Source organism: Bacillus fonticola (assembly GCF_012955605.1).
Classification (GTDB): Bacteria; Bacillota; Bacilli; order Bacillales; family JC228; genus Bacillus_CG; species Bacillus_CG fonticola.
The window spans coordinates 2,132,495-2,148,034 of the sequence record NZ_CP052135.1 but is presented as its reverse complement, the minus strand read 5'-3'; the positions used below and the strand labels follow the sequence as shown (position 1 = coordinate 2,148,034).

At 43.3% G+C, this 15,540-nt stretch carries 15 protein-coding genes; all 15 read left to right on the top strand.

Annotation, left to right across the window (positions count from 1 at the left end; translation table 11 throughout):
* Positions 1 to 8 precede the first annotated feature (8 nt).
* The 15 genes from mnmA (at position 9) to HHK01_RS10560 (ending at position 15,442) form a co-directional block, all read left to right on the top strand.
* Positions 9 to 1,130 carry a tRNA 2-thiouridine(34) synthase MnmA gene (gene mnmA, locus HHK01_RS10630; RefSeq protein ID WP_170007770.1) on the top strand — a complete coding sequence of 374 codons (1,122 nt, stop codon included), beginning with the start codon at positions 9 to 11 and terminating at the stop codon, positions 1,128 to 1,130.
* Between the two features lie 128 nt (positions 1,131 to 1,258).
* Positions 1,259 to 1,924 (top strand): tetratricopeptide repeat protein, encoded by a 666-nt coding sequence (locus tag HHK01_RS10625; protein ID WP_170007769.1) that lies wholly within the window; start codon positions 1,259 to 1,261, stop codon positions 1,922 to 1,924.
* Positions 1,925 to 1,939: 15 nt separating this feature from the next.
* Complete coding sequence (gene recD2 / locus HHK01_RS10620; RefSeq protein WP_170007768.1) at positions 1,940 to 4,312, top strand: SF1B family DNA helicase RecD2; 2,373 nt, start codon at positions 1,940 to 1,942, stop codon at positions 4,310 to 4,312.
* A gap of 12 nt (positions 4,313 to 4,324) precedes the next feature.
* Positions 4,325 to 4,846, top strand: a complete 522-nt coding sequence (locus tag HHK01_RS10615) for a PRC-barrel domain-containing protein (RefSeq protein ID WP_170007767.1) — start codon at positions 4,325 to 4,327, stop codon at positions 4,844 to 4,846.
* Positions 4,809 to 5,003, top strand: a complete 195-nt coding sequence (locus HHK01_RS10610) for a hypothetical protein (RefSeq protein ID WP_170007766.1) — start codon at positions 4,809 to 4,811, stop codon at positions 5,001 to 5,003. The genes HHK01_RS10615 and HHK01_RS10610 overlap by 38 nt, the downstream gene beginning before the upstream one ends.
* A gap of 86 nt (positions 5,004 to 5,089) precedes the next feature.
* Positions 5,090 to 6,157 (top strand): AI-2E family transporter, encoded by a 1,068-nt coding sequence (locus tag HHK01_RS10605; protein WP_170007765.1) that lies wholly within the window; start codon positions 5,090 to 5,092, stop codon positions 6,155 to 6,157.
* A 329-nt stretch (positions 6,158 to 6,486) separates the two neighbouring features.
* Complete coding sequence (gene alaS, locus HHK01_RS10600; protein ID WP_170007764.1) at positions 6,487 to 9,120, top strand: alanine--tRNA ligase; 2,634 nt, start codon at positions 6,487 to 6,489, stop codon at positions 9,118 to 9,120.
* A gap of 65 nt (positions 9,121 to 9,185) precedes the next feature.
* On the top strand, positions 9,186 to 9,449 hold the full coding sequence (locus HHK01_RS10595; RefSeq protein WP_170007763.1) for an IreB family regulatory phosphoprotein: 264 nt from the start codon (positions 9,186 to 9,188) through the stop codon (positions 9,447 to 9,449).
* A gap of 1 nt (position 9,450) precedes the next feature.
* Positions 9,451 to 9,876: a Holliday junction resolvase RuvX gene (gene ruvX, locus HHK01_RS10590; RefSeq protein ID WP_170007762.1), complete on the top strand. Its 426-nt coding sequence runs from the start codon at positions 9,451 to 9,453 to the stop codon at positions 9,874 to 9,876.
* Positions 9,877 to 9,879: 3 nt separating this feature from the next.
* The gene (locus HHK01_RS10585; RefSeq protein WP_170007761.1) at positions 9,880 to 10,158 is read left to right on the top strand and encodes a DUF1292 domain-containing protein; all 279 of its coding nucleotides are present in this window, start codon (positions 9,880 to 9,882) and stop codon (positions 10,156 to 10,158) included.
* Positions 10,159 to 10,287: 129 nt separating this feature from the next.
* Positions 10,288 to 11,382: an endolytic transglycosylase MltG gene (mltG, locus tag HHK01_RS10580; protein WP_228027548.1), complete on the top strand. Its 1,095-nt coding sequence runs from the start codon at positions 10,288 to 10,290 to the stop codon at positions 11,380 to 11,382.
* Between the two features lie 121 nt (positions 11,383 to 11,503).
* Positions 11,504 to 12,127: an O-methyltransferase gene (locus HHK01_RS10575; RefSeq protein ID WP_228027547.1), complete on the top strand. Its 624-nt coding sequence runs from the start codon at positions 11,504 to 11,506 to the stop codon at positions 12,125 to 12,127.
* A gap of 38 nt (positions 12,128 to 12,165) precedes the next feature.
* Positions 12,166 to 12,801 carry a uridine kinase gene (gene udk / locus HHK01_RS10570; protein WP_170007758.1) on the top strand — a complete coding sequence of 212 codons (636 nt, stop codon included), beginning with the start codon at positions 12,166 to 12,168 and terminating at the stop codon, positions 12,799 to 12,801.
* A 346-nt stretch (positions 12,802 to 13,147) separates the two neighbouring features.
* The gene (gene greA, locus HHK01_RS10565; RefSeq protein WP_170007757.1) at positions 13,148 to 13,624 is read left to right on the top strand and encodes a transcription elongation factor GreA; all 477 of its coding nucleotides are present in this window, start codon (positions 13,148 to 13,150) and stop codon (positions 13,622 to 13,624) included.
* A 48-nt stretch (positions 13,625 to 13,672) separates the two neighbouring features.
* A complete protein-coding gene (locus HHK01_RS10560) occupies positions 13,673 to 15,442 on the top strand; it encodes a peptidoglycan D,D-transpeptidase FtsI family protein (protein WP_170007756.1) in 1,770 nt (589 codons plus the stop codon).
* Positions 15,443 to 15,540 lie beyond the last annotated feature (98 nt).

The following is a 15,540-nucleotide window of genomic DNA, read 5'->3' as shown; positions in this document are numbered from 1 at the left end:
TGAAAGGAATGAAAAATCGTGCTGAAACACGAGTTGTCGTTGGAATGAGCGGGGGAGTTGATTCATCTGTGACGGCTTGGCTTCTAAAAGAGCAAGGCTATGATGTCATCGGCCTGTTCATGAAAAACTGGGACGACACAGATGAAAATGGAGTGTGTACTGCGACAGAAGACTTTCACGATGTAGCAGCTGTTGCAGATCAAATTGGCATTCCATATTACTCGGTGAACTTTGAAAAGGAGTATTGGGACAAAGTGTTCACATACTTTCTTGATGAATATAAAAAGGGGCGCACACCAAACCCTGACGTGATGTGTAACAAAGAAATTAAGTTTAAAGCGTTTCTAGAACATGCCTTATCTCTCGGAGCTGATTACGTGGCAACGGGTCATTACGCACGAATCGGTCGTGATGAAGAAACAGGAGACGTTCAACTTCTTCGTGGAGTGGACACGAACAAAGACCAAACGTATTTCCTAAATCAGCTCTCACAGGACCAATTACAACGAGTCATGTTCCCTTTAGGAGCCTATGAAAAACCAGAAGTACGTAAAATGGCAGAGGAAGCTGGACTCGCTACGGCTAAGAAAAAAGACAGCACAGGTATTTGCTTTATTGGAGAACGGAATTTTAAGGACTTCCTGCAAGAGTATTTACCTGCGAAACCAGGGACTATGGAAACGATGAGCGGAGAAAAGGTAGCCACACACGACGGGTTGATGTACTACACAATCGGACAACGCCAAGGTCTTGGTATCGGTGGGGCAGGCGAACCGTGGTTTGTGCTTGGGAAGGATCTAGAAAGAAACGTGTTACTCGTTGGACAAGGATTCCATCACGACGCGCTCTACTCTGAACGAGTCGATGCAACGGCTGTGAACTGGGTTGCACCAACGCCACCTTCTTTTCCACTTTCCTGTACGGCCAAGTTTCGATATCGACAAGTTGATCACCCTGTTACTGTAACGCTTGGTGACAAAGTAGGAACCATCGTTGTGACCTTTGATGAGCCGTCCCGAGCCGTTACGCCAGGACAGTCTGTTGTCTTTTACGATGGAGATGTGTGCCTAGGAGGCGCGACCATCGATACTTTGTATAAAGATAATCACGTACTTTCTTATGTTGGCTAGTAAAAGAACGGTCTTTAAAAAGGGCCGTTCTTTTTCGTGTTGTTTTACGGCATGCAATCCATTCCGCGATGAAATCGTGCTATACTACAGGCAACAAATGAATGGACAGTTTAGAAAGGAGCACCACGATGACATCGCACGAAAAAGGAGTTCTCGCTCTGCAAGAAGGAAACGTAGAGGAGGCTATCCGCTTTTTCACGGAAGCTATCGATCAAAACAGTGAAGAGCCTATCAGTTTTGTGAACATAGGCAACGCACTGACCACAGTCGGTGAGTTTGATCGTGCTCACCGTTTCTTTGATCGTGCCCTTCAATTAGATGCCGACTTGCCAACAGCATATTACGGCAAAGGGACGGCTTATTATCAGGAGGAACGGCTACAAGAAGGGATTCAAAGCTTTCAACTTGCACTGCGGAACGGGATGGAAACTGGAGATGTGTACTTTATGATCGGAGTATCGCTTTTGAAACTCGAGCAGACGAAGCTTGCTTTTCCGTACTTGCAAAGAGCGGCTGAGTTAATGCCTGAGGATGTCGATGCTCAATTCCAATTTGGACTAGTGTTGGCATATGAGGAAGTGTACGAAGAAGCAAAAAAGCAATTCTTAAAAGCGACAGATTTAGACCCGAATCACGCCGACGCCTATTACAATTTGGGGGTTGCTTACGATGTGTGTGATCACGATGCGGTACAAGCTTTAGCTCACTTTGAAAAAGCATTAGTGGCTGACTCGCAGCACATATTAGCGGGATACGGGAAAAAGGTAATGGAAAAACGTTTGCAAAACGAGTAGGAAGGGGAGAAGAGGATGACAACCGCAGAAGAAACTAGTACGTATGTAAAAGGTCGCCCGTTCGTGACGATCTTTCGAAATGAAGATACGTTTTACACGGTATGTCGTATTCGTCTTCAGGAGACGAATCTCCCCTCCTACGCAGAGAAGGAATTAGCCGTCACTGGTCATTTTCCTAAGCTATTGGAAGGTGAGCTTTATACGTTTATTGGAAAGCTAATTGAGCACCCTAGATTTGGCGTCCAATTTACCGCTGAACAATACGAAAAAGAGCTACCGAAAACGAAAGATGGGCTCATTACATACTTATCAAGCGACCTATTTGAAGGAATAGGACAAAAAACGGCTGCAGCTATTGTGGATGCGCTTGGAGAGAACGCTATTTCACGTATTCTTGACGATGAATCTGTTTTAGATGGGATTTCCCAACTATCTACTCAAAAAAGAAAAACATTTGTTGCAGCGCTGCGCACCCATGAAGGAATGGAGCGGGTAATGATTGGTCTACAGCAGCTAGGGTTTGGTGCTCAGCTCTCGATGAAACTATTTCAACAGTATCGGGAACAAACGCTTGAGATTATTCATGAGAACCCGTATCGCCTAGTATCGGATATAGAGGGTGTTGGTTTTTTTCGTGCAGATGAGCTAGGAGAAACACTTGGCATGGAAGCAGATCACCCGTCACGTATTCGCGCTGGTGTATTCCACGCTCTCGAGGTCGGTTCCTTACAAAATGGACATGTGTACAGTGAGGAACGGGTGGTTATGCACGACAGTATGAATCTACTTTCACGTAGAGGAAAGGTCACTGGTGAACAACTCGCAAAGGCGATGCAGGAACTCGTAGAAGAAGGTCTTGCTGTTTGTGAAGATGACAGGTGGTACTTGCCGTCTCTTTATTATGCAGAGGTGGGCTTTACGACACACGCGACGAGACTATTGCAAAGCGAAGAGGAATCGTACAGTGAGTCAGAATTTTTGCTCTCGCTTGGGGCTCTAGAGGAAAGAGCAAAAATCTATTATGCAGAAAGTCAACAGGAAGCGATCCAAACAGCACTTACCTCACCACTCATGGTGTTAACTGGTGGACCTGGAACAGGGAAGACGACTGTTATTAAGGGCATTGTGGAGTTGTTTGCCGAGCTACATGGAATCAGTCTCAATTTAGCTGATTACAAAAATAAAGAAGAAGCTTTCCCAGTAGTCCTTTGTGCCCCAACAGGTCGGGCTGCTAAACGGATGAGTGAGGCTACAGGTCTACCAGCATCTACCATTCATCGTTTGTTGAAGTGGAATGGAGAGGCGACTTTTGATCACAATGAAGACCACCCTTTAGACGGAAAGTTACTCATTGTAGATGAATTTTCGATGGTTGATATGTGGCTCGCTAACCAGTTGTTTCAATCGATACCTGCTGGGATGAAAGTGGTCCTTGTGGGAGACGAAGATCAGCTTCCGTCAGTAGGTCCTGGGCAAGTTCTTGCAGACCTCATTCAAGCAGATGTGTTACCTACTGTGCAATTAACCGATATTTTCCGCCAAGAAAACGGTTCTTCCATCGTAACGCTTGCTCATGAAATGAAAAAAGGAAAGCTACCTACAGATATTCGTGAGAAAAAGGGAGATCGTTCATTTATTTCTTGTCGTACGGATCAAGTAAACGAGGCGATCCAAAAGGTGATTGGAAATGCTGTTGCAAAAGGGTACCCTGCCAAAGACATTCAAGTATTGGCCCCCATGTACAGAGGGACGGCTGGGATTACCGCGCTTAATGAATCTTTGCAATCGTTACTTAATCCACCTGAAAAAGGAAAACGGGAAATAAAGTTTGGTGACATCGTGTTTCGTAGAGGCGATAAAGTACTTCAGCTCGTCAATAGACCTGAAGACAATGTGTATAACGGAGACATGGGGGAAGTAGTCGCTATCCATTTTGCCAAAGAAACGGAACAAAAAACGGATATGATGACCGTTTCCTTTGATGGAGTAGAAGTGACGTACGAACGAAAAGAATTGATTGAGATGACGCACGCGTACTGCTGTTCTATCCATAAATCGCAAGGTAGTGAATTTCCTATCGTTGTGCTCCCTGTTGTAAGAGGTCATGCGCGTATGCTTCGGAGAAAGTTGTTGTACACGGCTGTCACACGAAGCAAGCAATTTCTTATTTTATGCGGAGAGTTGGATGCATTTTCCCGCGGAGTCACGACAGAAGAGGATGTAGTGCGGCAAACATCTCTTGTGAAACGTCTTCGTGACAGGTCATCACATAACGAAGCTCCCCTCGCTGCTGACGAATCGTTTGACTTGCAAGCGATCGATCCGATGATTGGAATGGAAAACGTTACGCCTTATGACTTTCTGAACGACGACGATACTACTGTCTAAGGAGGTGAAGAGATGAGAGGTAGTGCAAATGTAATTGGACTTCCGATCGTCGCATCTGATGGTACTTCGGTCGGAACAGTATGTGATCTTGTTTTCTTTGAAACGGGAGAGTTTTTTGGATTTCTTGTAAAAGGGAAGGGGTTGTTTGGTCGGAAAATGGTGCTGCCTTATGCTACGCTTGACTCAGCGGGAATGGACTGCCTAGTTGTCAGTCAAACAGATCCTCTCATAAAACTAGAAGCGTCAACTTTTACACTTACTCACCAGCATAAATTACAAGGGAAACGTGTCGTCTCACAAAATGGTGAAGCCCTTGGTATCTTAGATCAGGTATATTTTTCCGATGATCTGGGCAACATTGTAGCATACGAATGCTCAGATGGTTTCTTTGCTGATGTTACAGAAGGAAAACCCGTGTATACTACAAGCGGGCCAGCTAACATAACGGGAGATGCCATTGTTTTAGAGCCTACGAACGAAAGAGAAGGTGTGCGAAATGAAGTGTCCCAACTGTGGGAGGAAGGACATCGGTAAAATTGGGGTCAATCAATATTATTGTTGGACTTGTTTTATTGAATTGTCGGTTACAAATGGAATGATCCATACTCACCAAGTAGAAGAAGACGGAAGTTTGTCCTCCCTAGATGATTTATTCGACGAGGATCACCGTCAAATGACAGCCGAACAATAATGAGAACCCCCTTTCTTGTAAATGGTGGTTCTTTTTTAACGCTTCAGCAATTCTCATTTCACCCCTAGTAAGTCAGGAGTGTGCTTATGTCTGTGCAAATGAAATGGTTTGTACGCCTCGGATTGGTTTTGATGATCTTCGTCGTATTGTTCGTTTTTCATCTCCTTTCTCCAATTTGGTTTCCGATCCTAAAGGTACTATTAACAGTACTTATACCGTTTCTTATCGGTGGTTTTTTTGCTTATTTATTGCATCCTGTTGTCGAACGATTTCATGAAACCGGGATGCCAAGAGTGGCGGCCATATTGATGATTTATTCACTTTTTTTTGGGGTATTTGGATTTGCTCTGTACAAAGGGGTACCCATTTTTGTACAGCAATTGCAAGAATTTGTTGACGAGCTTCCCAAATATGTAACAGCATATGAAAGCTGGATCACTTCACTCGAAAACAGTACCTCAACATTACCGCCAGCAGTGAAGCAACAACTCACTGAGAGCGGGGCAGAATTGAAGGCCCTTACTGACCAAGTTCTAGAAAGTATGATCAGCAGTCTTCAAAGAATACTCGACGTGATCATTGTCGTCGCCTTAATTCCGTTCATCTCTTTTTATTTATTGAAGGATGCAGAAGCGGTGAGGAGAACCGCGTGGTATATTACGCCTAAAAAATGGCGAAGAGAAGGTATACAGTTTTTACGTGATATTGATCGATCACTCGGTCAGTACATTCGGGGACAGCTTCTCGTTTGTTCCTTAATGGCCATCATCTCTACTTTGCTTTTATGGTGGATCGGCCTCCCATACCCACTGCTCTTCGGTCTTCTAATCGGGGTAACCAATGTGATTCCGTACTTTGGCCCTGTTATTGGAGTGGTTCCGGCAGTCATCTTTGCGTTAACAGTTTCACCGACACTCGTTCTTTACGTGGTGTTAATTATAGTTGGTCTACAGTTTTTAGAGGGAAATGTGCTGTCACCGTTAATTGTCGGTAAGAGCTTACACATGCATCCGCTTATGATCATGGCGGCTCTTTTGATTGGTGGAGAAATCGGTGGGGTAGTCGGTCTATTATTAGCAGTTCCAGTGCTTGCTGTGACAAAGGTGTCTCTCGTCCATATTCGGTTACGCTTTTTTGAAAAAGTTCGTGTTTGAATACGGTGTCCGCTTGACAGAAGAAATTTCACGTGTCTATAATTTGGATATTATTAAACTATACAAGTAATACGTTGAGGAAATCGAGTACGTCACAGCCCACTAAGAAGAGATGCGTTCCCTAGGCTGAAAGGAATGCGAAGTGAAGAGTGACTGAACGCTACTTCTGAGTGCAAGAAAACTCTTGCCGTCTAACCTACGTTACGGGTGTAAGAGGTGTCAAAGCTTTCTTTGGCACAAGTAGGGTGGTACCGCGAATCCATCGTCCCTTCACGCTGTTGAAGGGGCGATTTTTTTATGGTTCAACCAAATGAATGGAGGCAAACGAAGTGAAGACGTTAACGGGAAATGAAATTCGCTCACTATTTTTAAAGTTTTTCCAAGAAAAAGGACATGCTGTTGAACCAAGTGCCTCACTTGTCCCGCACGAAGATCCATCCTTGTTGTGGATTAATAGTGGGGTCGCTACACTGAAGAAATATTTTGATGGGCGTGTTATACCGCAAAATCCACGTATTACAAACGCGCAAAAGTCTATCCGGACAAATGACATTGAAGAAGTGGGCAAAACAGCGCGTCACCATACGTTCTTTGAAATGCTCGGAAATTTCTCTATTGGCGAGTACTTCAAAGAAGAAGCGATTGACTGGGCATGGGAGTTCCTCACTGATGACAAGTGGATTGGTTTTGATTCTGAAAAGTTATCGGTCACAGTTCATCCAGAGGACGAAGAAGCGTACCGACTTTGGCGCGAGAAAATTGGTGTTCCGAAAGAGCGCATCATTCGTTTAGAGGGGAACTTTTGGGATATTGGTGAGGGACCGAGTGGACCGAACACAGAAATCTTTTATGATCGTGGACCGTCTTATGGCGATGATCTTGAAGATCCTGAGCTCTATCCAGGAGGAGAGAACGAGCGATATTTAGAAATTTGGAACCTTGTGTTCTCGGAATTCAATCATAACTCTGACGATACGTATACTCCGCTTCCGAAAAAGAACATTGATACAGGCATGGGTCTTGAGCGGATTACATCTGTCGTACAAAATACGAAAACTAATTTTGAAACAGATTTGTTTTTACCCATTATCGAAGCAACAGAACGCGTTTCTAACCGCAAATATGGAATAACCAAAGAAGACGACACAGCGTTTAAAGTAATAGCAGACCACGTACGTACCGTGACGTTTGCAGTAGGAGACGGTGCTCTTCCTTCTAATGAGGGTCGCGGATACGTGCTACGCCGTTTACTACGTAGAGCGATTCGCTACGGCAAACAATTAGGTGTAGATAAACCGTTTTTAGCACAACTCGTTCCAGTGGTAGTGGAGAAAATGCAGGAATTTTATCCAGAGGTCGCAAAAGGACAGCCGTTGATTGAAAAAGTGATTTCGACTGAGGAAGAGCGTTTTCATGAAACGTTGCAAGAGGGTCTTCAATTATTAGGTGAGGTTGTTGAAAGACAAAAACAGGCGGGAGAAACCGTTATTCCAGGTAGCGACGTATTTCGTTTATATGACACATACGGTTTCCCTGTTGAACTAACAGAAGAATATGCGGAAGACGAAGGCATGACAGTAGATCAGGTAGGATTCCAGCAAGAAATGGAGCAGCAACGTGCCAGAGCTCGTGCTGCGCGTCAAGAAACTGACTCCATGCAAGTACAAAGTGAACTACTTTCTAACTTAACAATGGAAAGTACGTTTTACGGATACGAATATTTGGAAACAAATAGTGAAGTGCTGACGATTATTCGTAACGGTATGATTGTAGAGTCCGCTGATGAGGGCGATGAGATTCAACTCATTCTTGACATCACACCCTTCTATGCGGAAAGCGGTGGACAAATTGCAGATGAAGGAATCATCGAGAGCCCATCGGCAACTTTATTTGTAAAGGACGTTCAAAAAGCACCGAATGGACAACACCTTCATACGGCTAAAGTCACTGCTGGAACGATTGAGCAAGGTGCGAAATGTACGGCTAAGGTGGACAAAAAAGCACGTGGTGGGGTTATTCGCAACCATACGGCAACTCACTTGTTACACCAAGCATTGAAAGACGTGCTTGGAGATCATGTAAACCAAGCTGGATCACGTGTGGAAGAGACTCGTTTACGCTTTGACTTCTCGCACTTTGGGCAAGTAACTGATGAAGAACTGAAGAAAATTGAATCGATCGTAAACGACCAAGTGTGGCAAGCTACATCTGTTATGACGTTACAAAAACAAATCGAAGAAGCGAAACAAATGGGAGCAATGGCATTGTTCGGTGAAAAGTACGGAGATGTCGTACGTGTCGTACAAGTCGGCGACTACAGTGTAGAACTTTGCGGTGGATGCCACGTGCCCAATACGTCTATGATCGGTATGTTCCGAATTCTGTCTGAAGGTGGAATTGGGGCTGGAACTCGTCGTATTGAAGCAGTGACAGGCAAAGCGGCTTACGATGTGATGACAGACCAAATCGGCCAGCTTCACCTTATTGCTGAACTTGTGAAAGCACGTCCAGAGGAAGTTGTGAAAAAAGTTGAGGCGACTTTACAACAACTTAAAACTGTAGAACGAGAGAAGGAATCGTTAGCAGCGAAGCTTTCTAATGTAGAAGCTGGAGAGTTAACGAATCAATTAATAACCATTGAAGGTATTCAAGTACTTGCTAGCGAAGTGAACGTCAATGATGCTAATCAATTACGTTCCATGATGGATGGTTTGAAAGAAAAGCTTTCTTCAGGCATCATCTTGTTGGCAGCTGCTAATGATGGAAAAGTACAACTCATTGCTGGTGTAACTAAAGATTTAGTTGATAAAGGATACCATGCTGGGAAACTCGTTAAAGAGGCTGCAACCGTCTGTGGCGGTGGTGGCGGTGGCCGTCCAGATATGGCACAGGCAGGTGGGAAAGATCCAGCAAAAATCCAAGAAGCCTTGCAGGTTGTGGAACATTACGTGAAATCCGTTTGAAAACGTCGATAATTGGTGTACAATGAAGGATATATTTAGCACACTGAACGTGTGAGGTGAGTGTAGTGAGTTCTTTTGATAAAACGATGAAGTTTTCTTTTTCGGACGAACCGTATGAGCATGATGTGAAAGAAGTGTTGTTACACGTACACGAGGCGCTTCAAGAGAAAGGGTATAATCCAATTAATCAAATTGTTGGTTATTTACTTTCTGGGGATCCTGCGTATATTCCACGTCATAAAGACGCTCGTAACCTCATTCGCAAACTCGAACGGGATGAGATCATTGAAGAGCTTGTAAAAGCGTACGTGAAAAAAGAGGAGCGATAACGTGCGGATTATGGGTCTTGATGTAGGATCAAAAACAGTCGGAGTTGCCGTGAGTGACGCCCTAGGGTGGACCGCACAAGGGGTGGAAACAGTTCCAATTAACGAAGATCGAGAACAATTCGGTTTAGATCGACTTGGTGAGCTTATCGACACCTATGAAGTAACGAAGGTAGTCATTGGGCTACCAAAGCATATGAATGGTGACGTTGGAGTGCGCGGTGAGGCGAGCCAGCATTACGGACGACTTATTGAAGAGCGCTTTCAATTGCCAGTAGAATATTGGGACGAGCGTTTAACGACGATGGCTGCTGAACGTACACTACTCGAGGCTGATGTTAGTCGAAAGAAACGAAAAAAAGTAATTGATAAAGTGGCTGCTTCTATGATTTTACAAGGATTCTTAGATCGCCATACTCAAGGAGGGTGAACAGTGGAACACGGAGAAAATCAAATTGTTGTTGTTGATGATGACGGTAACGAACAACTTTGCGAGATATTATTTACATTTGAGTCAGAGGATTTTGGAAAATCGTATGTGTTGTACTATCCCGCAGGATCCGAAGACGAGAATGGCCAAGTAGACATTCACGCATCTAGCTTCTTACCGGGCGAAGAAGAAGGCGGAGAATTACAGCCAATCGAATCTGAGGAAGAATGGGATATGATCGAGCAAATGCTAGCGACATTCCTAGAAGAAGACGACGAATAAAACTTAAAATGATGAAACGAGCGATCTCTTATGAAGCCGATCGCTCGTTTTTTGTGTGTTCCTGTAGAAATTTGTTGTATACTGTTTGAGAGACTCACTACATGACGCAGCAAAGGAGTGACAGGCGACGTGTCTGATTATCAAGAGAAGGCTAGGGAGGCACGTGTTATTCGTCGCATTGTGTTCACCGTTACCTCAGTAATCGCGCTTATTTTAGTGGGCGGGGGTATTTTTGGATACGTGTACGTTTCCTCAGCTTTAGAGCCAGTTGACGCCGAGAGCAATGAAATGAAAACAGTGAACATCCCTATCGGATCTTCCGTCACAAGTATTTCGGATATTTTGGAAGAAGCAGGCATTGTGAAAAACGCGACGATCTTTCGTTATTATACGAAGTTTAACAACGAATCTGATTTTCAGGCAGGAGAGTATCAGCTGTCACCAAATATGGAGTTAGATGATATTATTGCAAGTTTGAAGACAGGGAAAGTCGTGGAAGAAGTTTTATTTCGAATTACCATTCCTGAAGGGAAACAACTGAAGGAAATTTCCGAAATTATTGCTGGGAAAACGGCACAAGAGGAAGCAGACGTTTGGGCAATTCTCAACGACGAAGCTTACTTAAAAGAGCTTCAATCTTTCTATCCGAAACTCCTTGGTGAGGATGCCTTTGCGGAGAATGTTCAGTATCCTCTTGAAGGTTACTTGTTTCCTGCAACTTATGGTTTCACAGAAGAAGCTCCTTCCGTAAAAACAATTATCCAAGAAATGTTGAAAAAGACGAACGATATGATGAATCAATATTCTGGACAAATTCAGGAGAAGGGGTTAACAGTTCATGAATGGTTAACGATGGCTTCATTAATTGAAGAAGAGGCCACGGCTAAAACTGACCGTGACTTAATTGCGAGTGTCTTCTTTAATCGAATTGATGAAGGCATGCCTTTGCAAACCGATCCAACCATCTTATATGCGTTAGGAGAACAACTAGACCGCGTGCTGTATGAGGACTTGGAAGTTGATTCTCCGTACAATACGTACAAAAATACGGGACTCCCTCCTGGTCCTATTGCGAATGCTGGACAAACATCTTTAGAGGCGGCTTTAGAACCTGAGACTTCTTCTTATCTTTACTTCCAAGCCGACGAAGAAGGAGAAGTGTACTTTACTAAAACTCTTGAAGAACATAACGAACGTAAGGCAGAGATTGATTCGAGAGGGTAACTCTTCACAAACAAGAATGATGTGCTACAATAGTACGAGTGATTTTGCATAGTTCGTGGTGAAAGGCTGGTGTGCAGAGGTTCGCTCACCTGCCTTTTCCCATGCTAAGAGGATGATACAGATGACAAGGTGGAATGAATTGTTTGCTGAAATGGAAGAAGTCGCATTACGTGACCGTATACCGATTATGGAGCGCGACGGTTTGGAAGGAATGCTACAGTTTTTACGCATTCAACAGCCTAAGCGAATTTTAGAAATCGGCACTGCCATCGGCTATTCAGCTTTGCAGATGAAATCAGTTTGCCCAAGCGCTGAAATTGTCACGGTTGAACGTGACGAAATTCGCTTTCAGCAAGCATGTCGATATGTCGATCGAGCTGGATGTCAAAAAACGATGCATCTTCTGCTCGGAGATGCTTTGGATGTGCACGAAGAGGTGGCCTCATACGGTTCATTTGATGCTTTGTTTATTGACGCTGCAAAAGGGCATTACGAAGCCTTTTTTCAATTATACGCACCTTCTCTACGTCCGGAGGGGGTCATTTATATCGACAATGTACTTTTCAGAGGGTACGTATTTGAAGGAGAAGCGCCTACGAAACGAATGCAACAGTTAGCTAAGAAGATGAGACGCTTTCACGAATGGATGGAAGAACAAGTTGATTATACTGCAGTTACCTATCCGGTAGGTGATGGTGTTATGGTCGTTGTGCGAAATCATGAAAGCGGAGGACACAAAGAGTAAGCCTAGACGTAACATAATGTGAAAGGAGCAATAGGTACATGGAAGCAAAACCTGTTGTGATTGGAGTTGCAGGAGGAAGTGGGTCTGGGAAAACAAGTGTGACCAAAGCCATCTGTGACCGTTTTCAAAATCGAACCGTCTTAATGATCGAACAAGACTCTTATTATAAGGATCAGAGTACAGTAGCATATGAAGAGCGTTTGCAAACGAATTACGATCATCCATTAGCGTTTGATCACGACTTGCTCATTGAACACATCCTCACTTTGTTAAAATATAAACCGATTGAGAAACCTGTATACGATTACACGATGCATACACGGTCTGACAAGGTGGTACATGTAGAACCAAAAGACGTTATTATTTTGGAAGGCATTCTTATTCTGGAGGACGAACGTCTTCGTGACTTAATGGACATTAAACTATTTGTCGATACGGATGCAGATATTCGGATCATTCGCAGGATGTTACGGGACATTGAAGAGCGTGACCGAACCATTCAATCGGTGATCGATCAATATGTGAATGTAGTTCGTCCGATGCACAACCAGTTTATTGAACCTACAAAGCGTTACGCAGATGTGATCATCCCAGAAGGTGGACAAAATCATGTCGCAATAGACTTAATGGTAACTAAAATACAGACCATTCTTGAACAGAAGACGTTTTTGTAAAAATCCATGATGACTTTATGTCCCGTTTATGCAAAAGCTGAGTGTGGTTTTCATGATAGTTTTTTTGGTAAACAGTTGTATTTCAAGGGAACACAACGTATACTGACAGTAAATCTAAAGGATCTCTATTCCCGTGAAAAGCGCTACGATGGAAACTTATCATATCTTCAGTGGCGTGTTCTCTTGAAAGTGACTTTTTTAAGGAAAACGTTTGTGGTATAAGGATTAGAATAAGTATGGAAAAGGCGCGCCCAATTCTTTTGGACGCGCTGTCCATATATACATACTTTTTGACAGACCTAATGAGCAAGTTGAACGGATCTGTGAGATCAAAGGAGTGGAATTTGTGCCAGTAGAAAAAGTATTTCCTATGACGCAAAAAGGAAAAGAAAAACTTGAACAAGAATTAGAACAACTAAAAATGGTAAAACGTAAAGAAGTCGTGGAACGAATTAAAATCGCGCGTAGCTTTGGAGACTTGTCTGAGAACTCAGAGTATGATTCGGCAAAAGAAGAACAGGCTTTTGTCGAAGGTCGAATTACGACGCTTGAGAACATGGTTCGGAACGCAAAGATTATAAAAGAAGATGAAATGAATTCAGATACTGTCACTCTTGGAAAAAATGTAACTTTCCAAGAACTACCAGACGGTGAAGAAGAAACGTATACGATTGTCGGGAGTGCGGAAGCTGATCCATTTGACGGAAAAATTTCAAACGATTCTCCTATCGCAAAAAGTCTACTTGGAAAAGCAGTTGGCGATGAAGTAAACGTTCAAACACCAGGTGGCGAAATGAATGTGAAAATAATAAAGATTCACTAAGGTTAAATAAAAAGCACCTCGTCCACACTGTGGATGAGGTGCTTTTGTATGAAACGAATAATCAAAAGAAGAACCATTTCGTTACTGGTTGGTTGTATCCTTGGTATCGTCGTTCTTCTAGTCAGATTGGGTCAACTACAATTAATCGAAACAGAATCGTTTTCAGATCGACAAATTAATTTATATGAACAAAGTGTTGCACAGCGAACCCAAGCGCTTACCATTCACGAAGGACGTGGGACGTTTGTCGATCGCAACGGGGAGCCCATTACGCATAGACAAATTCCAGCCTTGCTCTTATTTCCTTTTCTAGAGTCAATTAAATGGGATCAAGAAGCCGTAGCGCAAATAGTGGATGTGCCTGTAAAGGAATTAGAGGAAGCTATTCAACAAGCAAAGGAGCCATTTGCATTTGGGGAACCAGATCCTATGGAGCTAACAGAGGAGCAAGTACGACAAATAAATGAACTGAAAATACCCGGTGTGTTCGCGACGTTAACTGATTTCCCGCGGGAGAAATCATTAGCTGCTCATACGATTGGTATCACTGGTGAAAATCCAACAGTATTACAAGAGAGATACCCTGATCGTGACTTTCCTTTGAACCAAGAGATTGGGATATCCGGTCTTGAAGAAAGTTTTGACGAATTTCTTGTACAAGAAGGAGCAACCAAGCTTCTGTATCACGTTGATGGCATCGGAGGACCATTGTTCGGGATTGATGTAAAATATACGGATCCCGGGAATCCATTTTACCCGTTAAAGATGAAAACAACATTAGACTTAACCATCCAAGAAAAGATGGAAGAACTCGTCGATGCATACGACATACAAAAAGGAGGTCTCGTCTTATTGGACGTACAGTCCGGCAATATTTTGAGTATGGTATCACGCCCTTCTATATCTTATGAGGATCCTTTCAAAGAGGACTCGGCGCGTAATCGGATGACGCAACAACAAGTAATTGGATCCGTATTTAAAACAGTAGTTGCGGCGGCCACTATTGAAAAAGGCATAGATGTGAAGACAAGAACATTCGATTGCTCCCAAAGTATTTTTGGGGAGGAAAATCGATATGACTACGGGATGCGAAATTTTGAAGAAAGCTTTGCCATTAGTTGCAACAATACCTTTGCGCAACTGACCAATGAGTTACAAAAGCTCGATGAAACGACTTTAGAAACGTACGCCAAAAAAGTAGGTTTACTAGGTCCTGTTGGTTGGGAAGGCGATGTGTATCACGTTGAAAACTTTCGACCACTCCACAAAGAAGATGCGGGCAGGGTATTTCTGGACGAGCCAACTACCGATAAAAACTACTTATCACAAACCGGAATTGGTCAATACGAAGTACGCGCAACTCCACTGGCCGTTGCAAATATGATGGCGACGATTGCCAGAGGTGGTGAACAAATTCCTCCTAGAATTGTTTCAGAAATGGACTATCAAGATGGTTCAAAGCTGTATGAATTTGATCAACAATCAGTTGATTCTTCTGAAGAATTGTCGCCGTATGGAGCGATGAAAGTACAATCTCTTTTACGTGAAGTAGTAACAAACGAAGAAGGAACGGGAAGATGGTTTCAAGAGCTCCCTTATGAAGTAGCCGGCAAGTCTGGAACAGGAGATGTCTCAACTGCTACGACAAAGGAGGAGGATACAAAGTACAATAAATGGTTTGCTGGTTATTTTCCATTTGAACAACCGAAGTATGCTCTCGCGGTTGTTAACCTGGGTGTGCCATCAAGTGAAGGTGGGATCAATGGTTTGTTCCAGGACGTTGTGAAGGCACTTTACGAATTTGATCAACAACAGTAAATTAAAAAAAATTCCATTTTCGTATCAAGTTTGTAACAGTTCGTCTACTGTCATATGCGAAATCGACCACTTCTGTTACTATATAAGGGGAGTGGAGG